Raw genomic sequence first — 20,397 nt, 5'->3', positions numbered from 1 at the left:
GCCCTCCAGGGTCAGGACAGAATGTGGCCGGCCAACCGGAGCCGACGAGTCAGATAGTGATAAGTGAAGCTGAAACCGGGGAACATCGCGACGACGTGGCCGTTTTTGCTTTGATACCAGCTGTGACAGGCGCCGGATTTCCGTACGATGCGTGCATTGCCCGGCGGATCATTTCGGTGTAGCGCTGTTCGGCCGCAGGCTGCACTTCGATGTTGCGCAGGCTCTGCCGGTTCAGGAGGCGGATGCAGTCCAGGATGTAGTACAACGGTGGGATCACCGGTTGGCTGAGGGAGCCTGTGGCATTGATCAGGAGCTGCATATGGGCCTCCTTTTCTGGTGATTGATTGCCGATTCCCTCTGTCATGTATAGCCAAAATCCGAGCAGAGCCCGTGCATTGATGGCGAATAAATACTCTTTTATCGGTGGTGGCTATTTGATGTTGCCCTGATAGACTTCAAATAACCCTATCCCACCACCCGGGAAGCCCTCGGTACAGAGGCCTCTATGCAAAAAACGGGACGAAAGGGACTGTCATTGGCCAGGAGGCTTTACACCTCACGAATCCTGGGTCTGATGCTAGGGTTGTTGTTGGTGAGTGTCGCTGTCTATCCCCTCGACCCGGCACCCTGGGTCTGGGCGGCCATGCTGTTCAACGGCTTGATATGGCCGCATGTGGCCTATCAATGGGCCCGCCGCGCGGCGCAGCCGTACCAGGCTGAACGCCGAAACTTGCTGATCGATGCCTTTCTTGGCGGTTTCTGGGTCGCGGCGATGCAATTCAATCCGCTGCCCATGGCCGTTACGCTGGCGATGATGGCGATGAACAACGTTTCCATCGGGGGTTTGCGTTTCATGTTCGCAGGGGCAGCGGTCCAAATGGCAGGCGTCGCCCTGGGCATGGCAATCTTCCCGTTGACCAGTGTGCCCATGACCAGTTCGGCGCAGCTCTATGCCAGTTTGCCTTTGTTGTGCATATATCCACTGGCGTTGGGTTGGATCTGTTTTCGCCAGACCGACATCCTGGGCCGGCAAAAGCGCGAGTTGCTGGCCCTGAGCCGTACCGACAGCCTGACCGGTCTGCTCAATCACGGAGCCTGGAAGGACCGGCTCAACGAGGAGTTCCAGCGCTGCCTGCGACAGCCCCACGATAGGGCCGGTCACGGTGTGATTGCACTGATGGACATCGATCACTTCAAAACCATCAATGACACCTATGGTCATGGTGCGGGTGACGACGTGTTGCGGCAGCTCGGCAAGATGCTCAAGCAAAACCTGCGGGCTGCCGACATTGTCGGGCGTTATGGCGGTGATGAGTTCTGCGTGATCCTGCCGGACCTGACCTTGCACAACGCCGTGCAGGCCATGGACGGCTTGCGCGAGCGATTCGCGCTGCTCGGTTACGAACAGGTCCCCGCGCTAAAAGTCAGCCTGAGCATTGGCCTGGCGGCCTTCAACCCGGCCTATGGCGACGCGACCCTCTGGCTCAACGACGCCGACCTGGCGCTCTATGAAGCCAAGACCACCGGGCGCAACCGGGTCGTTTGTCACCGGCAGCGACAGGTGTTGGAGGTGTCGGCCGTATCTCTTTAATACTCACTTCTGGTCACGAGAAATGGGTTGCTACACCGCGGATTTATCTGTTGTCGCGGACCCGCTGTGGAACATTTGGCCTTTCGGTGTCAGTAAACCCAAACCTCCACCCGCCGATTCCTGACCCGGCCTTCATCCTCGCTATTGGCCGCCACCGGCATCAGGGCACCGAAGCCGCGTACTTCGCGCAGGGCCACACCGTATTTGACCAATTCGCGCCGCACCGCCATGGCCCGCAACCGAGACAGAAGGTCGGCGCGCGCCGGGTCGTCCTTGACGTCGCCAAACCCGACCAGCGTTACTCGACGGTCGAGCTTGTCGTGCTGCTTTATATAGGCGAGCACACGACCCAAATCCTGCTGGGCCTTGTTGTCGAGGCTGGCGCTGCCTTCTTCGAAGCGGAAATTCACCGACAAGCGTTGGGCATGTCGACTCAGAGCCTGATAACCCTCGGGCATCAATGCATTGGGGGTGACGGCCATGGCCTGGACGGTTTGCGCGATGAACCCGTTGGCCGCGACGATGGCCTGACCCTTTTCACTTTGGCTGAACTCAACCAAAGCCTGCGCCCACGGATTTGTTTCTTGCGGTGGCAGATAAAAGAACAGCCTGCGGGACAAGGGGTAGTCTTCGGTGGCGATCAGGTTGTTCAACGGCATCATGGGTTGGGAATCGCCGTCGACAATCGCCAGCGCCTTGGCCTGGCGCACGTAGGGCAAACCGATAAAACCGATGCCTTGCCGGTCCTGGCTGACGGCGTCAGACAGCTGTTCGCTGGATTCGAAGCGCCGCGCCGACGGCGCCAGCCGTTTCCCCTGTCGGCTGAGAACCAGTTCCTTGAAGGTGTCGTAGGTGCCGGACTGCTCGTCCCGGGCGTAAAGGTGAATCGGCCCGCCGGTGCTGCCCACCGCCTCCCAGGTGCTCACCTCGCCGCTGAATATCTTCGCCAGTTGCCTGGTTTCGAGTTGGCGCAGCGGGTTTTGTGGGTGAAGAATGATCGCCAGGCCATCGATGGCGATGACCTGTTCGGCACTGGGGCTTTTCAGATCACCCAGGTGTGCCAGTTCCTTGAGCTCGCTGTCCTTGATTGGTCGGGAAGCGGCAGCCATATCGGCGCTGGCGTGCTTGAGGGCAGAAAAACCGGTGCTGGAACCATGGGCCGCGATGTCGATTTCCACCCGCCGACCGTCGGCCGCCTGGCCGACGATTCGCTGCTCGTTCTCGCGACCGGTGATTTCGGTGCGGACCTTGAGCAGCCCCTGCTCCACCATCAGCGCCTTGACCAGCGCCGGCCCCAGCGTAGCGCCGATGGTGTTCGAGCCTTGCAGGCGCAACGCGGGGCCGTGTTCGGGAACCGGCAGGCCGCTGGCCCATGCCGTGAGCGGCAGCCAGAGGCCGAGGAAAAAAACAACGCGCAGCCGCATGCCGGCACCTTCTGAACCTGAGGACGTGGCGGAAGATTAAGTCAGTCAGGTTACTGAAAAGTGACAGGCGTGCGACTTGTCAGTCGCCGCGGAGTGATGCAGGGAGCGGCGTTCTGTGGGAGCAAAGCTTGCTCGCGATACAGGCGACTCGGTTTAACGGCGGGACCGTGTCATCGTTCATCGCGAGCAAGCTTTGCTCCCACAGGCTTCCACAGGGGTTTGTGTGTATGCCCTGGATTTAGCTCAACTGCAGCCAGATCGGCGCATGGTCCGAGGGTTTCTCCATGCCCCGCAGCTCATAGTCCACCCCGGCATCCTTGACCCGCGGTAGCAGACCATGGGAGGTGAGGATCAGGTCGATGCGCAAGCCACGCTTGGGTTCGTCTTCGAACCCGCGGCTGCGATAGTCAAACCAACTGAAGCGGTCGGTGACGTCCGGGTTCAGATGCCGGAAGCTGTCCACCAGGCCCCAGTTTTTCAGGCGGGCCATCCATTCGCGCTCTTCCGGCAGGAAGCTGCATTTGCCGGTTTTCAGCCAGCGCTTCATGTTGTCCGGGCCGATGCCGATGTCGCTGTCTTCCGGGGAAATGTTCACGTCGCCCATCACCACCACGGGCTGCTCGTTGCTGAAGCGGCTTTCCAGAAGCTGCTGCAGGTCGCTGTAGAAACGCTCCTTGGCCGGAAACTTGATTGGATGATCGCGGCTTTCACCTTGGGGAAAATAACCGTTCATGATCGTTACCGGCACACCGTTGGCATCGGCGAAGGTGCCCCAGATGAAACGCCGCTGGGCGTCTTCCTCGTCACCCTCGAAACCTTTGTGCAACGTCAGTGGGGCCTGGCGGGAGAGCAGGGCGACGCCGTAGTGGCCCTTCTGCCCATGGTAATGCACGTGATAACCCAGGGCCTGCACCTCGGCCAGGGGGAACTGCTCGTCGTGGACCTTGGTTTCCTGCAGGCCGATCACGTCCGGCTGATGTTTCTCGATCAGCGCCGCCAACTGATGGGGGCGGGCGCGCAGCCCGTTGATGTTGAAGGAGACGATCTTCATGGTCGGCTGTCCTGGCAAAACTGCGATGCTAGCTGACATGTGGGAAGGGAGCCAGCGTGGCAGTAGGACAAATGCACTGCTAATGTCCTGTGGTGAGGAGATTTCCCCGTTCGGCTTTGTAGGAGCTGGCGAAGCCTGCGATCTTTTGATCTTTCGCTTGGGACTCAAGTGTCTGGGGAAAGATCGCAGCCTCGTTGCACTCGACAGCTCCTACAGGGCTCATTGTCAAGCCTTGTCCCAGGAGATCCAACGCCATGCCTGAAACCGCCATCGCCGACGTCCATATGCTCGACAGCGGTTATTCCCGTGAAGCCCGTTCGTTGCTGTACCAGGCCTATCGCCATGAACCGACCTTCAGCTTCCTGTTCGAGTCCGAGCGGCCGGGTTATGAACATCGGGTACGGGCCACGGTGCGCGAATTGGTCAAACAGCACTTTCTCCAGGATTTGCCGGCCATCGGCTTGCTGGTCAACGACCGCCTGATTGGCATCGCCCTGATTGCTCCACCGCAGCGCCGCCTGGGTATCACCGAAAGCTGGGCCTGGCGCTTGCGCATGGTGTTGAGTACCGGCTTTCGCTGCACCCGGCGTTACCTGGACTACCATGGCGCAGTGACGGCTTGCCTGCCGTCGGATTCTGTCCATGTGTTGCCCCTGCTGGGGGTGCATCCGCAGTTTCAAGGCCAACACTTCGGCGAACAGTTACTGGAGGCGGTTCATAACTGGTGTGCGGTGGACGAGACCTCCCAGGGCGTGGTACTGGACACCGGCAACCCGCGTTACCTTGAGTTCTATAAACGTCAGGGTTATGAGGAAATCGGCGAGATTGCGGTAGGCCCTGTCCGCGAACATGTCTTCTTTCATCCCAACCCACAGGTATTGCAGAGCGCAACGGCATAATCCGGGGAAACTTTTGAGACATGTCCGGCTCTATCAGGCTTCCAAGCTCGTGATAGCATCCGCGCCATGAATTTCCCAGGACGAATAACCAGTGGCGCGCTCTTGCTGTCCCTCAGCTGCGCGGCGCTGGCACAAAGTGAATTGGATGTACGGGTCAAACCGTCCAACGACCCGCTCAAGGCTAACGTAGAAGGCTTCATCGGCGGCGTAGGCGATCGTGACGAAGAAGCCTTGCTGCGCTTCAGTCGCGGTGCCGAGGAGCAGGCGCGCAAAGCCGCCCAGGCGTTGGGCTACTACCAGCCGCAGATCGACAGCGAGGTGGAGGGTGGCAAGACCCCGCGCCTGATCCTGACCATCGACCCTGGCGAGCCTGTGCACCTGCGCAATGTCACCGTGCGCATCGACGGCCCGGCGGCTTCCTTCAAGGCTTTTCGCGTACCCGACAACGCTGCGCTCAAACCTGGCGCGGTGCTTAACCATGGGCGCTATGAAGACGCCAAGCGGATGATCCAGAACCAGGCTTCGCGTTACGGGTTTTTCAGCGGACGATTTGTCAGCCAGAAGCTGTTGGTGGACCCCCAGGCTGGTGTCGCCGACATCGAATTGGTCTACGACAGCGGCCCGCGCTACGCCCTGGGCCCGGTGAGTTTCGAGGGCGACACGCCCTTTGATGAAGAGTTGTTGCAGCGCATGGTGCCGTTCAAGGCGGGCGAGGCGTACGACTCGGAACTCATTGCAGAACTCAACCAGGCCCTGCAATCGAGCGGATATTTCGAAGGCGTTCGGGTGGATGCGGCACCCACCGCCGCCACCGATAACGTGATCCCGGTGGCGGTCAAGCTCGACACTCGCAAGCCGCGCACCATGGGTTTTGGCCTGGGGTTTTCCACCGACGTCGGGCCACGGGCCAAGGCTAACTGGACGCGCCACTGGGTCAATCCTCAGGGCCACAGTTATGGCTGGGAAGCGGAAGTGTCGGCACCCCGGCAGAACGTAGGCCTGTGGTACGACGTGCCCCTGGACCCGCCGTTGACCGACAAGATGCGCTACGCCGGTGGCTATCAATATGAAGAGCTTTCCGGCACCGATAGCCTCAGCAAGCTGCTGACCGTGGGCCCCGAATGGCACAGCAAGTTGCCCAGTGGCTGGCAGCGGGTGGTGTCGCTCAAGTGGCAGCGTGAGGAATATCGGCTCGGCGACGATTCGGGCCTGAGCACCTTGCTGATGCCGGGCGTGAGCTATTCCTACCTGCGCAGTGACAATCGCATCGATCCACGCAACGGCTATCGCATTCAATTCGACACCAAGGTCGCCAAGGAGGGGCTTGGGTCGGACAACAACCTTTTATATGGCACGGCCATGGTCAAGGGCCTGACCACCGTGTTCGACAAGCATCGCTTGTTGGCCCGGGCCCAGGTCGGTGGCAGCGCCACCAACGGCTACAAATCCATCCCGCCGTCCCTGCGCTTTTTTGCCGGTGGCGACCAGAGCGTGCGCGGTTACGATTATCAGAGCCTGTCACCGGAAAACTCCGAAGGTGATCGCATCGGTGGTCGCTACATGGTCGCCGGCAGTCTCGAGTATCAGTATTCGATTGCGCAAAAATGGCGGGTGGCGACCTTCGTCGACCAGGGCAACTCCTTTAACAGCCTCGAGCTGCCGAGCCTCAAGACGGGCGTCGGCGTCGGTGTGCGCTGGGTGTCGCCGGTGGGGCCGATCCGCCTCGACCTCGCCCACGCGCTGGATGATGACGGTGGCATTCGCTTGCACTTTTCCATGGGGCCCGAGTTGTGAATCGTGGTTTGAAAATAACACTGCTGGCGCTCGGTACGCTGCTGGTGGTGATTTTGCTGACCCTGAGCGTCGTGCTCGGCACGCAATGGGGCAGCCGTTGGGCGCTTGGCGTCGTGCCGGCTTTGAGCACGGATAATTTCCAGGGCCGGTTGGGTGGGCAGTGGAGTGCCGACCACCTGTTGTGGCAGCAGGACAGCAGCCGAGTGGAACTCGATCAGGTGATCTTCGCCTGGTCGCCGCTGTGCCTGGCGCGCATGACCCTGTGCATTGACCAGCTCAAGGCCGACAAGGTCAGCCTGCAATTTCCTCCGTCCGCCGACGAGCCCAGTAGCGGTCCGATCACCTTGCCGGACCTGCACTTGCCGCTTGCCCTCGAACTGGGCGACGTGCAGGTCGGCAGCCTGTTGTTCAATGGCAGCGAACAGCTCAAGGGGTTGCAACTGGCCGCGCATTGGACCGCCCAGGGTCTGCAGATCGACGCGGTGCAACTGCAGCGCGACGAGCTGAGCCTGACGTTGTCCGGAGTGCTGCAACCCGGCGGCGACTGGCCCTTGAAGGCCCAAGGCCGGTTGACTTTGCCGGCGCCGGGCGCCACGCCTTGGACGCTGGACCTGAAGATCGATGGCAATCTGCTCAAAACCCTCAACCTCAACGCCGTCAGCAATGGTTATCTGCAAGGTCAGTTGGTCGGTGAGCTGCAACCGCTGGCGGACAACCTGCCGGCCAAGGTACGCATCACCGCCGACGACTTCAGGGCCGGCGCCGACCTGCCGGATACCCTGATGCTCAATCAGGTGGAGCTGACTGGCGAAGGCGATCTGAGCAGCGGCTACCAGTTACTTGGCAAGGCCACGCTACCCGCCGAACAAGGCCCGGTGGCGTTGCTGCTGCAAGGCAAGGTGGATGCCAACGGTGCGCAGATTGCCGGCCTGGACCTCAACGCCAGTGATCAGCAACATCTCAAGCTCACCGGCCAGCTGGACTGGCGTGAAGGCCTGAGCGCCGATGCAAAAATCGCCTGGCTGGACTTCCCCTGGCATCGCCTCTATCCGTTGATCGACGAGCCGCAGGTGACGCTGCGCAGTTTCAACGGTGAGGTGTCGTATACCGATGGCCAATACTTGGGCAATTTCCAGGCAGCGCTGGACGGTCCCGCCGGAGCGTTCAGCCTGGACAGTCCGTTCAGCGGCGACCTGACACAAATCCATTTGCCGGAACTCAAACTCGCCGCCGGGCAGGGCAAGGCCGAAGGCCATCTGAACCTGCAGTTTGCCGACGGCATCGCCTGGGACACGGCGCTGGAGCTGTCGGCCATCAATCCGGCGTACTGGCTGGGCGAGTTGCCCGGCACCCTGGCCGGGCCGTTGCGCAGCAAAGGTTTGATGAAAAACGGCCGCCTCGAGCTTGATGCAGACCTGGACCTCAAAGGCAAGTTGCGCGGCCAACCGGCGCTGTTCCAGGCCAAGACCAACGGTGTTGGCGAGCAGTGGAATCTCAGCGCGCTGGACATTCGCCTGGGGGATAACCGCATCAACGGCACGGGCAGCCTGCAACAAAAACTCACCGGTCAGATCGATATCAAACTCTCGCGTCTGGCCCAGCTCTGGCCGCAATTACGCGGCCAGGTGACCGGTCGCCTCAACGTGGCCGGGACACTCAAGGCCCCCCAAGGCAAGCTCGACCTGCAAGGCACGCAACTGGCGTTGCAGGACAACCGCCTGCAAAGTCTGAACCTGGATGCGACCCTCGACAGCGCGCAACGGGGCAAGGTTGACTTCAAGGCCAGCGGCATTCGGGCGGGCGACACGTCGCTAGGTGTCCTGACGGTCAGCGGGGAGGGTGACATCAGGCAACAAAAACTGACCCTCGACCTGCAAGGGCCACAGCTTGAAACGACCCTGGCGCTCGATGGCGTGCTCGACCAAGGCAACTGGCGCGGGCGTCTAAGCACTGGCAATGTGCAGGCCGGCGGCCAGGACTGGCGTCTGCAAGCCCCGGCCAAGCTGGAGCGACTGGCCAACGGCACGCTCAACCTGGGAGCCCACTGTTGGCGTTCCGGCCAGGCCAGCCTGTGTGGTGAGGATCAGCGCCTGATGCCGGAGCCGAAGCTACGCTATCACCTCAAGCAATTCCCCATCGAAAGCCTGGCCCAGTGGATGCCCAAGGATTTTGCCTGGCAGGGCCGGCTCAACGCCGACCTGCAACTGGACCTGCCGGCCAGCGGGCCGAACGGACGCATCCTGGTGGACGCCAGCGGCGGCACTTTGCAGGTCCGGAACAAAGAACACGACGATGAGCAATGGCTGGACTTCCCGTACCAGACCTTGACCCTTGACAGTCGTCTGACGCCCAAGCGGATCGACACCCGCCTGAATTTCGCTGGGGCCAAACTTGGCGAACTGATGCTCCAGGCGCAGATTAATCCGTTGCCGGCCAGCAAACCGCTGAGCGGCTCGTTCCGCCTGAGCGGCCTGGACTTGTCCGTGGCCCGGCCATTCCTGCCGATGGTGGAAACCCTCACCGGTCACCTGAATGGCAGCGGCACGCTGTCGGGTGGTTTGTTGGCGCCCCAGGTCAACGGCAACCTGTTGATCAGCGACGGCGAAGTGTCCGGCCCGGAACTGCCGGTCAGCCTCGAAGACTTGCAGGTGCGCGCAACGATTGCCGGTGAAGCGGTGCGCCTGAACGGTGATTGGAAAAGTGGCAAGGATGGACGGGGCAGCCTGACCGGGGACATTGGCTGGGGCGAAGCCCTGAGCATGAACCTGGCGCTCAAGGGGTCGCAATTGCCGGTCACCGTCGAACCTTATGCGGTGCTGGAGGTGGCGCCGGACCTGACCATCACGATGCAGGGCGAGCGGCTTTCCATCGCCGGCAAGGTCCTAGTGCCCAAAGGCGAAATCACCGTGCGCGAACTGCCGCCGTCTACCGTCAAGGTGTCGGATGACACGGTAATCGTCGGTCACCAGACCGAGGAGGGCAAGACACCGATGGCCATGGCGATGGACATCGATGTGATCGTAGGCCAGGAAAAACTCGCGTTTGCAGGCTTCGGCCTGACGGCCAACGTACGGGGCCAGGTACACATCGGCGACAACATGGACACCCGGGGTGAACTCTGGCTCAACGACGGTCGCTACCGGGCCTATGGGCAGCGGCTGACGGTGCGTCGGGCGCGGCTGCTGTTCGCCGGGCCCATCGACCAGCCTTACCTGGATATCGAAGCGATCCGCCAGACCGACGACGTGATCGCCGGCATTCGTTTGAGCGGCAGCGCCGAACAGCCGACCACGCAAATCTTCTCTGAACCGGCCATGAGCCAGGAGCAGGCGTTGTCTTATCTGGTACTCGGCCGGCCGCTGAGCACCACGGGCGAGGACAACAACATGCTCGCCCAGGCGGCACTGGGCCTGGGGCTGATGGGCAGTGCGGGGGTGACCACCAGCCTGGCCAATGACCTGGGCATCCAGGATTTTCAGCTCGACACCCAGGGCAGCGGCGATACCACCAGCGTGGTGGCCAGCGGCAATCTGACGGAAAAACTCAGCCTGCGTTACGGCGTCGGCGTGTTCGAACCGGCCAACACCATCGCCCTGCGCTACAAACTCAGCAAGCGGGTTTACCTGGAAGCCGCCAGCGGCGTCGCCAGCTCCCTGGATATCTTCTACAAGCGCGATTTCTAAGCCTCCCCGCCAATCCCTGTGGGAGCGAGCCTGCTCGCGATAGCGATGTATCAGCCGACTCAATGTTGACTGTTGCGACGCTATCGCGAGCAGGCTCGCTCCCACATTTTTATCTGCGTTTGTCGGGTTATGCATAGCAGACTAACTATTTGTTTGACATTTGCTGCCTAGGCAGTAACATCTCGACATACATTCGCTGCCTAGGCAGTAAAAGGTGGTCAGATGAAACATTTCACCCCGGACAATTTCCACAACTGCCAACTCGGCATGCTGCTCGGCCGTGCCGCGCTGCTCAAAGACCGGATCATCGATACCCACATGGAACCCGTCGGCATCACCGCCGCGCAGTTCAAGGTGTTGATCATCATGGCCCAGCACGGCATCGATACGCCGGTCGAGCTGTGTCGGTACCTGTCCCTGGACAGCGGCTCGATGACACGAATGGTCGATCGCCTGGAGCAGAAAGGTTTTCTGATCCGCCAACGCTCGGCGGATGACCGTCGGCAGGTGCGACTGGTGCTGACCGAAGCCGGCCAGGCCCTGGCCGATCGTCTGCCTGTTATCGGCGCCGATGCCATGAACCAGTTGGCCGGTGCGATCAGCCGTGAGGAGCTGCAAATCCTCGAACAAATTCTCAAGAAAATTCTGCTCGCCGCCGGTGATCCCATCACCGTGTTGCGGTTGGGGGACAAATGAGTCGTAAAACCTTGCGCACCCGAATCAGCCTGGTGTTGCTGGCCATGAGCCTGGCCGGTTGTGCCAGCTACAGCGGCCTGGACACCGAAGGCGTCAGCCTTGAGGCTCAAAATCTCAAGGCCGGGCAGTCTCTCAACGGCGTCACGCTGTCGCCCGCTTCCTGGCCGAAAAGCGATTGGTGGAAAAGCCTCGGCGATCCACAACTCGACGGCCTGATCCACGAAGCGTTGCGCGACAGCCCGGACATGCAGATCGCCAGCGCCCGGGTGCATCAGGCCAGCGCCGCTGCCTACGCCGCCAATGCGGCGCGCATGCCGACCCTGGATGCCAGCGCCAGCGTCAGTCGTTCGCGCCTGGCCCGTGACCAGGACCCGCAAGGGCAGGGCGGGGCGTACAGCACCCTGCGTTCGCTGGGCGTGGATTTCAATTACAACTTCGACCTATGGGGCGGCCAGCGTGCCGCCTGGGAAGCGGCCCTGGGCCAGGCCCGCGCCGCCGAGATCGACCGGCAGGCCGCCCGCCTGACGCTCGCCGCCGACGTGGCCCGGGCCTACAGCGATCTGGGGCAGGCCCATATCATTTATGACCTGGCCGCTGAAGACCTCAAGCGCACCCGGCAAATGCTCGATCTGGGCAAGCGTCGCCTCAGCGCCGGGATCGACAGCGAATATCAGTTCCAGCAGACCGAAAGCCTGGAAGCCAGCGCCGATGCGAGCCGGATCGACGCGGAAAAACGCCTGCAAAGCGCAAAAATCGCCTTGGCGGTGTTGTTGGGCAAGGGGCCGGACCGCGGCAATGAAATTGCTCGCCCTCACGTGCTGCAAGCCAGCGCCGTCGCCCTGCCGTCGAACTTGCCGGCCGAATTGCTGGGCCGTCGTCCGGACCTGGTTGCGGGCCGCTGGCGAGTTGAGGCGGCGGGCAAGAACATTGAAGCCGGCAAGACGAATTTCTACCCCAACCTCAACCTGAGCGCGGCGGCGGGGGTGCAGTCGTTGTTGGGGGACGCGATGTTCGGTTCGGCCAGTCGCTTCTTCAACGTAGCGCCGACGGTGTCGCTGCCGATCTTCGACGGCGGGCGCTTGCGGGCGGACCTGGACGCCCGGGATGCCGATTACGACCTGGCGGTGGCGCAGTACAACAAGAGTCTGGTCAAGGCCCTTGGGGATGTCAGCGACACCATCAACCAGTTGCGCGACATCGCACGGCAGATCGGCGCGCAGCAACACGCCACCGATATCGCGCAGAACTCTTACGACACCGTGGTCCAGCGCTATGGCTCCGGCATCGGAAATTACCTGGACGTGCTGAGCATCGAGCAGCAATTGCTCCAGGCCCAGCGCCAACTGGCGAACCTGAATGCCGAGCAGATCGACCTGTCGATCCAACTGATGCAGGCCCTGGGCGGTGGTTTCGAGGCCGACACCCTGGCTTCGGCCGCGCCGGCCTCCACCACGCCGAACAACTGATTCGAGGTACTTGTCATGGCTACTGCCGAAACTACCCAACCCTCCGAAACTGCCCAGGACAGCAGTAACCCGCACAAGCGCAAGCTGATGCTGCTGGGACTGGCGCTGATTGTCGTGCTGGGTGGCCTGGGCGTCTGGGCCTGGCACGAACTGTATGGTCGCTGGAGCGAGAGCACCGACGACGCCTATGTGAACGGCAACGTGGTGGAAATCACGCCGCAAGTCACCGGCACCGTGGTAAGCATCGGTGCCGACGACGGTGACCTGGTTCGCGAAGGCCAGGTGCTGGTGCAGTTCGACCCGAACGACGCCGAGGTCGGGCTGCAAAGTGCCCAGGCCAACCTGGCCCGTACTGTGCGTCAGGTGCGTGGCTTGTACAGCAACGTCGATGGCATGCGAGCCCAGGTCAAAGCCCAAGAGGCCGAGGTACAGAAGGCCCAGGAGAACTACAACCGACGCAAGAATCTGGCGGCCGGCGGGGCAATTTCCCGGGAGGAGCTGTCCCACGCCCGTGATGACTTGACCTCGGCGCAGAATGCGTTGGCCAACGCCAGGCAGCAACTCAAAACCTCCAGTGCCTTGGTGGATGACACCGTAGTGGCTTCCCATCCAGACGTGCAATCGGCCGCCGCGCAATTGCGCCAAGCCTTTCTGACCAACGCCCGCAGCACCTTGATCGCGCCGGTCACCGGATACGTTGCCAAGCGCACGGTGCAGTTGGGCCAGCGGGTGCAGCCGGGCACGGCGCTGATGGCGGTGATTCCGCTGGATCAGTTATGGATTGACGCCAACTTCAAGGAAACCCAACTGCGGGACATGCGCATCGGCCAGCCGGTGGACATCGAGGCCGATCTGTACGGCAGCGATGTGAAGTACAGCGGCACCGTCGACAGTCTCGGTGCTGGCACCGGCAGCGCGTTTGCCCTGCTGCCGGCACAGAACGCCACCGGCAACTGGATCAAGATCGTTCAGCGGGTGCCGGTGCGTATTCATATCAATGCCCAGGAACTGGCCAAGCATCCGCTGCGGGTGGGCCTGTCGACCCAGGTCGACGTCAATCTGCGGGACCAGAGTGGTCCGGTGCTGGCCCAGCAACCACCGAAACAAGCCTCTTTCAGCACCCAGGTCTATGACCGGCAACTGGTCGACGCCGACGCGATGATTACCCGGTTGATCCACGAAAACAGTGCTGCTGCCAGCAAGACCGCCCAGCGCTGATCACCCTGTTGGAGCCGAGCTTGCTCGCGATAGCGGCATGACAGGCAGCAACGCTATTGGCTGTAAGGGCCCCATCGCGAGCAAGCTCGGCTCCCACAGGTTTTGTGTTTTGTTCAAGGGTTCAGGTAGTCCTGGAACCTGTGGGAGCAAGGCTTGCCCGCGATTCACCATCGTCGCTTCATAGGATCTCGCAATGAGCAATAACGCGTCCTTCACGCCGCCCAGCCTGTTGCTCAGCACCATCGGGCTGTCGTTGGCGACGTTCATGCAAGTGCTCGACACCACCATTGCCAACGTCGCCTTGCCGACTATTTCCGGCAACCTGGGTGTCAGTTCGGAGCAGGGCACCTGGGTGATCACCTCGTTCGCGGTGAGCAACGCCATCGCCTTGCCGCTGACCGGTTGGCTGAGCCGCCGCTTTGGTGAGGTGAAGCTGTTTTTGTGGGCGACGATGCTGTTCGTGCTCGCCTCGTTTCTGTGCGGTATCTCCACGTCGATGCCGGAGCTGATCGGCTTTCGTGTCCTTCAGGGGCTGGTGGCCGGGCCTTTGTACCCGATGACCCAGACCTTGCTGATCGCCGTGTATCCGCCGGCCAGGCGCGGCATGGCCCTGGCGTTACTGGCGATGGTCACGGTGGTCGCGCCGATTGCCGGGCCGATCCTCGGCGGCTGGATCACCGACAGCTACAGCTGGCCCTGGATCTTCTTCATCAACGTGCCCATCGGGATCTTCGCGGTGATGGTGGTGCGTCAGCAGTTGAAGGCGCGGCCGGTGGTCACCAGCCACCAGCCAATGGATTACGTGGGGTTGATCACGCTGATCATCGGGGTCGGTGCGCTCCAGGTGATTCTCGACAAGGGCAACGACCTCGACTGGTTCGAGTCGAACTTCATCATTATCGGTGCGGTCATCTCGGTCATTGCCCTGGCGGTGTTCGTGATCTGGGAAATGACCGACCGCCATCCGGTGGTCAATCTGCGGCTGTTCGCCTATCGCAACTTTCGCATCGGCACCATTGTGCTGGTGGGGGGCTACGCCGGATTCTTCGGCATCAACCTGATCTTGCCGCAGTGGTTGCAGACCCAGATGGGCTACACCGCCACCTGGGCCGGGCTGGCGGTGGCGCCTATTGGCATCCTGCCGGTTTTGATGTCGCCCTTCGTCGGCAAATACGCCCACAAGTTCGACCTGCGCCTGCTGGCCGGGCTGGCGTTTCTGGCCATCGGCCTGAGCTGCTTCATGCGCGCCGGGTTCACCAACGAAGTGGATTTCCAGCACATCGCCCTGGTGCAATTGTTCATGGGTATCGGCGTGGCGCTGTTCTTCATGCCGACCTTGAGCATCCTGATGTCGGACCTGCCGCCACACCAGATCGCCGACGGCGCCGGGCTTGCGACGTTCCTGCGCACCCTGGGCGGCAGCTTCGCCGCGTCCCTGACTACCTGGATCTGGATACGCCGGGCCGACCAGCACCATGCCTACCTGAGTGAAAGCATCAGCACCTATGAGCCGGCCACCCGCGAGGCGCTTCACCAGCTCGGTGGCGCGGGCACACCGGCTTATGCCCAGCTCGACCAAATCCTCACCAGCCAGGCGTACATGCTCTCCACCGTGGACTACTTCACGCTGCTGGGCTGGGCGTTCATGGGGTTGATCGTGCTGGTGTGGCTGGCCAAGCCACCGTTTGCGGCGAAGGCGGGGCCTGCTGCCAGCGGTCATTGAATCCAATACATCCCTATGGGAGAGAGCCTGTGGGAGCAAAGCTTGCTCGCGATGAACGATGACACGGTCTTGCAGTGGAACCGTGTCGCCTGCATCGCGAGCAAGCTTTGCTCCCACAGGCTCTGTCCCACAGGCTCGCTCCCACAAGGGGTATCTGCGTTCTTCAGTTGCTTGGCAACGCCAACTGCGCATTGCCAAAACCAAACGGCGCCAGCGCAAACCCCTGTTCATCCACCTGCAATGCCCAGCCCTGTTTGTCCCAATCGCCCAGGACGATCCGCCGGGCGGCATGTTCGCCTAGTTGCAGTTTGTGGATGGCCGGGCGATGGGTGTGGCCGTGGATCAAGGTCTTCACGCCATATTCCTGCATGATCCGCGGAATTTCCTCCGGCGTGACGTCGACGATGTCGTTGGCTTTCATCCGTGTCTGTGTGCGGCTTTCGCTGCGCAGTTTGCGCGCCAGTTTCCGGCGGCTGGCCAATGGCAGGTTGCGCAGGATGAACAGCGTGACCGGGTTGCGCAGCCAGCGCCGCAATTTCATATAACCTTCGTCGCGGGTGCAAAGACTGTCGCCGTGCATCAGCAGCACCGGTTCGCCGTTGAACTGCACGACACTGGGGTCCTTGAGCAGGGTGCAGCCGGCCGCTTTGCAGAAGGCCTGCCCCAGCATGAAGTCGCGATTGCCGTGCATCAGGAAAATGGCCGTGCCGCTGTCGCTCAATTCGCGCAGGGCCTGGCAAATGGAACGCTGGAACGGCGTCATGGCATCGTCGCCGATCCAGGCTTCAAAAAAATCGCCCAGAATGTACAACGCTTGCGCCGAGCGGGCGCGTGTGGCGATCAAATCCAGAAACGCCCGGGTAATGTCCGGGCGCTCCTCTTCCAGATGCAAATCTGAAATCAGCAGTATCACTCAATGATCTCGGCTTTCTCGATGATCACGTCTTCTGCTGGCACGTCCTGGTGGCCGGCCTTGGACGTGGTGGAAACGCCTTTGATCTTGTCGACCACGTCGGTGCCTTCAACCACTTTGCCGAATACCGCATAACCCCAGCCCTGGGTGGTCTTGCCGCTGTGGTTCAGGAAGCTGTTGTCGGCCACGTTGATGAAGAACTGCGCGGAAGCCGAATGCGGCTCCATGGTACGGGCCATGGCGACGCTGTACTTCTCGTTCGCCAGACCGTTGTCGGCTTCGTTCTGGATGCTCGGGCGCTTGTCTTTCTTTTCTTTCATGCCGGGCTCGAAACCGCCGCCCTGGATCATGAAGTTACCGATGACACGGTGGAAAACGGTGTTTTCGTAGTGGCCGGCCTTGACGTATTCAACGAAGTTGGCAACGGTGATCGGTGCCTTCTCGGCGTTCAGTTGCAGGACGATGTCGCCGTGGTTGGTGGTCAGTTTGACTTGAGTCATGATCGCTACTCTATTCAAGGAATTCGTGGGTTTCGGGGCTTTGTGGCCCGCAACCGGTCTGGCTGTAATCGGCCAGGCTGGGCAGTTTAGCGCGCCGAGCGGTTTTTTCGAGGCGGTTTTTCATCTGTCGGTCGATTAAATTCAATCGTTTGCCGCCCTGGCCTGTCAGGGGCTTGACAGCATCGGCTATGATACGGGCTTTGATTTATCAGGCCGCACCCGGCCGCGCACTTGTACGTTCAAGGATCCTATGAGCAAGCCCACTGTCGACCCTACCTCGAATTCCAAGACCGGCCCGGCCGTGCCGGTCAATTTCCTGCGCCCGATCATCCAGGCGGACCTGGATTCGGGTAAGCACACACAGATTGTCACCCGCTTTCCGCCGGAGCCCAATGGCTACCTGCACATCGGTCACGCCAAGTCGATTTGCGTGAACTTCGGCCTGGCCCAGGAGTTTGGCGGTGTCACGCACCTGCGTTTCGACGACACCAACCCGGCCAAGGAAGACCAGGAATACATCGACGCGATCGAAAGTGACGTTAAATGGCTGGGTTTTGAATGGTCCGGCGAGGTGCGCTATGCCTCGCAGTATTTCGACCAGTTGCACGACTGGGCGGTGGAGCTGATCAAGGCCGGCAAGGCCTACGTGTGCGACCTGACCCCCGAGCAGGCCAAGGAGTACCGTGGCAGCCTGACCGAGCCGGGCAAGGACAGCCCGTTCCGTGATCGCAGCGTGGAGGAGAACCTGGACCTGTTCGCCCGCATGCGCGCTGGCGAATTCCCGGACGGCGCGCGGGTGCTGCGCGCGAAGATCGACATGGCCTCGCCGAACATGAACCTGCGCGACCCGATCATGTACCGCATCCGTCATGCCCATCACCACCAGACCGGCGACAAATGGTGCATCTACCCCAACTATGACTTCACCCACGGTCAGTCGGACGCCATCGAAGGCATCACTCACTCGATCTGCACCCTGGAGTTCGAAAGCCACCGTCCTTTGTACGAGTGGTTCCTGGAGCACTTGCCGGTGCCGGCTCAGCCGCGCCAGTACGAATTCAGCCGCCTGAACCTGAACTACACCATCACCAGCAAGCGCAAGCTCAAGCAACTGGTGGACGAAAAGCACGTCAACGGCTGGGATGACCCGCGCATGTCGACGCTGTCGGGTTTCCGTCGTCGTGGCTACACGCCAAAGTCGATCCGCAGCTTCTGCGAGATGGTCGGCACCAACCGTTCCGACGGCGTGGTGGATTTCGGCATGCTCGAGTTCGCCATCCGCGACGACCTCGACCACAGCGCCCCGCGCGCCATGTGCGTATTGCGTCCGTTGAAAGTGGTGATCACCAATTACCCGCAAGACAAAGTCGAGAACCTCGAGTTGCCTTGCCACCCGAAGGAAGACATGGGCGTGCGCGTCCTGCCGTTCGCCCGGGAAATCTACATTGACCGTGAAGATTTCATGGAAGAGCCGCCAAAAGGCTACAAGCGCCTGGAGCCGGCCGGTGAAGTGCGCCTGCGCGGCAGCTACGTGATCCGCGCCGACGAAGCGATCAAGGACGCCGATGGCAATATCGTCGAACTGCATTGCTCGTACGATCCCGAGACCCTGGGCAAGAACCCGGAGGGTCGCAAGGTCAAGGGCGTGGTCCACTGGGTGCCGGCCGCCGCCAGCGTCGAGTGCGAAGTGCGCTTGTACGATCGCCTGTTCCGTTCGCCGAACCCTGAAAAGGCCGAGGACAGCGCCAGCTTCCTGGACAACATCAACCCTGACTCCCTGCAAGTACTCACTGGTTGTCGTGCCGAGCCTTCGCTGGGCAACGCACAGCCGGAAGACCGTTTCCAGTTCGAGCGCGAAGGTTACTTCTGCGCGGATATCAAGGACTCGAAACCTGGTCGTCCGGTATTCAACCGTACCGTGACCTTGCGCGACTCCTGGGGTCAGTGATCAAGTCTTAAGGGAAACCCTGTGCTTACGATCTACAACACGCTCACCAAGAGCAAAGAAGTCTTCAAGCCGCTGGACGGTAACAAGGTCCGCATGTACGTCTGCGGGATGACCGTGTACGACTACTGCCACATCGGCCATGGTCGCAGCATGGTCGCTTTCGACCTGGTGACCCGTTGGCTGCGTTTCAGCGGTTATGACCTGACCTACGTGCGCAACATCACCGACATCGAAGACAAGATCATCAACCGTGCCCGGGAAAACGGTGAGCCTTACGATGCGCTGACCGAACGCATGATCAAGGCCATGCACGAGGACGAGGCGCGCCTCAATATCCTCAAGCCGGACCTGGAACCGCGTGCCACGGACCACATCCCAGGCATGCTGGCGATGATCCAGACCTTGATCGACAAGGGCTATGCCTACGCACCGGGCAACGGCGACGTGTACTACCGCGTCGCCAAGTTCATGGGCTACGGCAAACTGTCGCGCAAGAAAATCGAAGACTTGCGGATCGGCGCGCGCATCGAAGTCGATGAGTCGAAGCAGGACCCGCTGGACTTCGTCCTGTGGAAAGCCGCCAAGCCGGGCGAACCGAGCTGGGAGTCGCCGTGGGGCGCCGGACGTCCGGGCTGGCACATCGAATGCTCGGTGATGTCCACCTGCTGCCTGGGCGAGACCTTCGACATTCATGGCGGCGGCAGCGACCTGGAATTCCCGCACCACGAAAACGAAATCGCCCAAAGCGAAGCGGCCACCGGCAAGACCTACGCCAATGCGTGGATGCATTGCGGCATGATTCGGATCAATGGCGAGAAGATGTCCAAGTCCTTGAACAACTTCTTCACCATCCGCGACGTGCTCGACAAGTACCATCCGGAAGTCGTGCGTTACCTGCTGGTGTCCAGTCACTATCGCAGCGCCATCAACTACTCGGAAGACAACCTCAAGGACGCCAAAGGCGCCCTGGAGCGGTTCTATCATGCGTTGAAGGGCCTGCCGAAGGTGCCGGCCGCCGGTGGCGAAGCCTTTGTCGCGCGTTTCACCGACGTGATGAACGACGACTTCGGCACGCCGGAAGCCTGCGCGGTGCTGTTCGAGATGGTGCGCGAGATCAATCGCCTGCGTGAGAGCGATCTCAACGCGGCGGCGGGCCTGGCAGCGCGTCTGAAAGAACTGGCCGACGTACTGGGTGTGTTGCAGCTTGAGGCGGACGATTTCCTTCAGGCCGGTGCCGAAGGTCGTGTGGACGCCGCCGAGGTCGACGCATTGATCCAGGCGCGCTTGACTGCTCGGGCCAATAAGGACTGGGCCGAATCCGACCGCATCCGCGACCAGCTCACCGCCATGGGCGTGGTGCTGGAAGACGGCAAGGGCGGGACGACCTGGCGTTTGGCTGACTGAGTCCTTACGCAATACCCACTGTGGGAGCGAGCCTGCTCGCGATGGCGGTGTATCAGTGACAACAATGTTGTCTGACACTCCGCCATC

General features: G+C 61.4%; 14 protein-coding genes and 1 pseudogene. 10 read left to right on the top strand and 5 right to left on the bottom strand.

The window, feature by feature from the left end:
* Positions 1 to 11: 11 nt before the first annotated feature.
* A pseudogene (locus MA884_RS23295) lies at positions 12 to 259 on the bottom strand (NAD(P)/FAD-dependent oxidoreductase); the annotation flags it as partial.
* Between the two features lie 246 nt (positions 260 to 505).
* Here MA884_RS23295 and MA884_RS23290 point away from each other — a divergent pair.
* Complete coding sequence (locus tag MA884_RS23290; RefSeq protein WP_256232720.1) at positions 506 to 1,591, top strand: diguanylate cyclase; 1,086 nt, start codon at positions 506 to 508, stop codon at positions 1,589 to 1,591.
* 89 nt (positions 1,592 to 1,680) lie between these two features.
* On the opposite strand, the gene MA884_RS23285 is transcribed toward MA884_RS23290, so the two are convergent.
* Positions 1,681 to 3,015, bottom strand: a complete 1,335-nt coding sequence (locus MA884_RS23285) for a substrate-binding domain-containing protein (RefSeq protein WP_256232719.1) — start codon at positions 3,013 to 3,015, stop codon at positions 1,681 to 1,683.
* Positions 3,016 to 3,253: 238 nt separating this feature from the next.
* Positions 3,254 to 4,066, bottom strand: a complete 813-nt coding sequence (gene xthA / locus MA884_RS23280; protein WP_256232718.1) for an exodeoxyribonuclease III — start codon at positions 4,064 to 4,066, stop codon at positions 3,254 to 3,256.
* 254 nt (positions 4,067 to 4,320) lie between these two features.
* Between xthA and MA884_RS23275 the strand changes: the two genes are divergently transcribed.
* The 7 genes from MA884_RS23275 to MA884_RS23245 all read left to right on the top strand — a co-directional run bounded on the left by MA884_RS23275 (position 4,321) and on the right by MA884_RS23245 (position 15,545).
* Positions 4,321 to 4,965: an N-acetyltransferase gene (locus tag MA884_RS23275; RefSeq protein ID WP_256232717.1), complete on the top strand. Its 645-nt coding sequence runs from the start codon at positions 4,321 to 4,323 to the stop codon at positions 4,963 to 4,965.
* Positions 4,966 to 5,031: 66 nt separating this feature from the next.
* Positions 5,032 to 6,759, top strand: coding sequence for an autotransporter assembly complex family protein (locus MA884_RS23270; RefSeq protein WP_256232716.1), 1,728 nt, complete (start codon positions 5,032 to 5,034; stop codon positions 6,757 to 6,759).
* Positions 6,756 to 10,442 carry a translocation/assembly module TamB domain-containing protein gene (locus MA884_RS23265; protein WP_256232715.1) on the top strand — a complete coding sequence of 1,229 codons (3,687 nt, stop codon included), beginning with the start codon at positions 6,756 to 6,758 and terminating at the stop codon, positions 10,440 to 10,442. Before MA884_RS23270 ends, MA884_RS23265 begins: the two co-directional genes overlap by 4 nt.
* A 222-nt stretch (positions 10,443 to 10,664) precedes the next feature.
* A complete protein-coding gene (locus MA884_RS23260; protein WP_256232714.1) occupies positions 10,665 to 11,138 on the top strand; it encodes a MarR family winged helix-turn-helix transcriptional regulator in 474 nt (157 codons plus the stop codon).
* Positions 11,135 to 12,604, top strand: coding sequence for an efflux transporter outer membrane subunit (locus MA884_RS23255; protein ID WP_256232713.1), 1,470 nt, complete (start codon positions 11,135 to 11,137; stop codon positions 12,602 to 12,604). The genes MA884_RS23260 and MA884_RS23255 overlap by 4 nt, the downstream gene beginning before the upstream one ends.
* Before the next feature lie 15 nt (positions 12,605 to 12,619).
* Complete coding sequence (locus tag MA884_RS23250; protein ID WP_256232712.1) at positions 12,620 to 13,822, top strand: efflux RND transporter periplasmic adaptor subunit; 1,203 nt, start codon at positions 12,620 to 12,622, stop codon at positions 13,820 to 13,822.
* Between the two features lie 193 nt (positions 13,823 to 14,015).
* Positions 14,016 to 15,545, top strand: coding sequence for a DHA2 family efflux MFS transporter permease subunit (locus tag MA884_RS23245; protein WP_256232711.1), 1,530 nt, complete (start codon positions 14,016 to 14,018; stop codon positions 15,543 to 15,545).
* A 163-nt stretch (positions 15,546 to 15,708) separates the two neighbouring features.
* Here the strand turns inward: MA884_RS23245 and MA884_RS23240 are convergent, their stop codons facing one another.
* Together MA884_RS23240 and MA884_RS23235 are read right to left on the bottom strand one after the other, a co-directional pair.
* The gene (locus MA884_RS23240) at positions 15,709 to 16,458 is read right to left on the bottom strand and encodes a UDP-2,3-diacylglucosamine diphosphatase (protein ID WP_256232710.1); all 750 of its coding nucleotides are present in this window, start codon (positions 16,456 to 16,458) and stop codon (positions 15,709 to 15,711) included.
* Entirely contained in the window at positions 16,455 to 16,958 is a 504-nt protein-coding gene (locus tag MA884_RS23235; RefSeq protein WP_256232709.1) for a peptidylprolyl isomerase, read from the bottom strand. Before MA884_RS23235 ends, MA884_RS23240 begins: the two co-directional genes overlap by 4 nt.
* Positions 16,959 to 17,208: 250 nt before the next feature.
* On the opposite strand from MA884_RS23235, the gene MA884_RS23230 reads away from it, so the two are divergent.
* Together MA884_RS23230 and cysS are read left to right on the top strand one after the other, a co-directional pair.
* On the top strand, positions 17,209 to 18,906 hold the full coding sequence (locus tag MA884_RS23230) for a glutamine--tRNA ligase/YqeY domain fusion protein (RefSeq protein WP_256232708.1): 1,698 nt from the start codon (positions 17,209 to 17,211) through the stop codon (positions 18,904 to 18,906).
* A gap of 21 nt (positions 18,907 to 18,927) precedes the next feature.
* A complete protein-coding gene (gene cysS, locus MA884_RS23225) occupies positions 18,928 to 20,310 on the top strand; it encodes a cysteine--tRNA ligase (RefSeq protein WP_256232707.1) in 1,383 nt (460 codons plus the stop codon).
* Positions 20,311 to 20,397: the final 87 nt, after the last annotated feature.

Origin of the sequence: Pseudomonas sp. Q11, from assembly GCF_024494355.1 — a bacterium.
Taxonomy (GTDB): domain Bacteria; phylum Pseudomonadota; class Gammaproteobacteria; order Pseudomonadales; family Pseudomonadaceae; genus Aquipseudomonas; species Aquipseudomonas hefeiensis.
The sequence above is the reverse complement of the archived record's forward strand: the minus strand, read 5'-3'. Positions and strand labels throughout refer to the sequence as shown.

Coding starts and splice junctions, on each gene's coding strand:
- MA884_RS23290 (WP_256232720.1), top strand. CDS start 506: ATGCAAAAAACGGGACGAAAGGGACTGTCATTGGCCAGGAGGCTTTAC.
- MA884_RS23285 (WP_256232719.1), bottom strand. CDS start 3,015: ATGCGGCTGCGCGTTGTTTTTTTCCTCGGCCTCTGGCTGCCGCTCACG.
- xthA (WP_256232718.1), bottom strand. CDS start 4,066: ATGAAGATCGTCTCCTTCAACATCAACGGGCTGCGCGCCCGCCCCCAT.
- MA884_RS23275 (WP_256232717.1), top strand. CDS start 4,321: ATGCCTGAAACCGCCATCGCCGACGTCCATATGCTCGACAGCGGTTAT.
- MA884_RS23270 (WP_256232716.1), top strand. CDS start 5,032: ATGAATTTCCCAGGACGAATAACCAGTGGCGCGCTCTTGCTGTCCCTC.
- MA884_RS23260 (WP_256232714.1), top strand. CDS start 10,665: ATGAAACATTTCACCCCGGACAATTTCCACAACTGCCAACTCGGCATG.
- MA884_RS23255 (WP_256232713.1), top strand. CDS start 11,135: ATGAGTCGTAAAACCTTGCGCACCCGAATCAGCCTGGTGTTGCTGGCC.
- MA884_RS23250 (WP_256232712.1), top strand. CDS start 12,620: ATGGCTACTGCCGAAACTACCCAACCCTCCGAAACTGCCCAGGACAGC.
- MA884_RS23245 (WP_256232711.1), top strand. CDS start 14,016: ATGAGCAATAACGCGTCCTTCACGCCGCCCAGCCTGTTGCTCAGCACC.
- MA884_RS23235 (WP_256232709.1), bottom strand. CDS start 16,958: ATGACTCAAGTCAAACTGACCACCAACCACGGCGACATCGTCCTGCAA.
- MA884_RS23230 (WP_256232708.1), top strand. CDS start 17,209: ATGAGCAAGCCCACTGTCGACCCTACCTCGAATTCCAAGACCGGCCCG.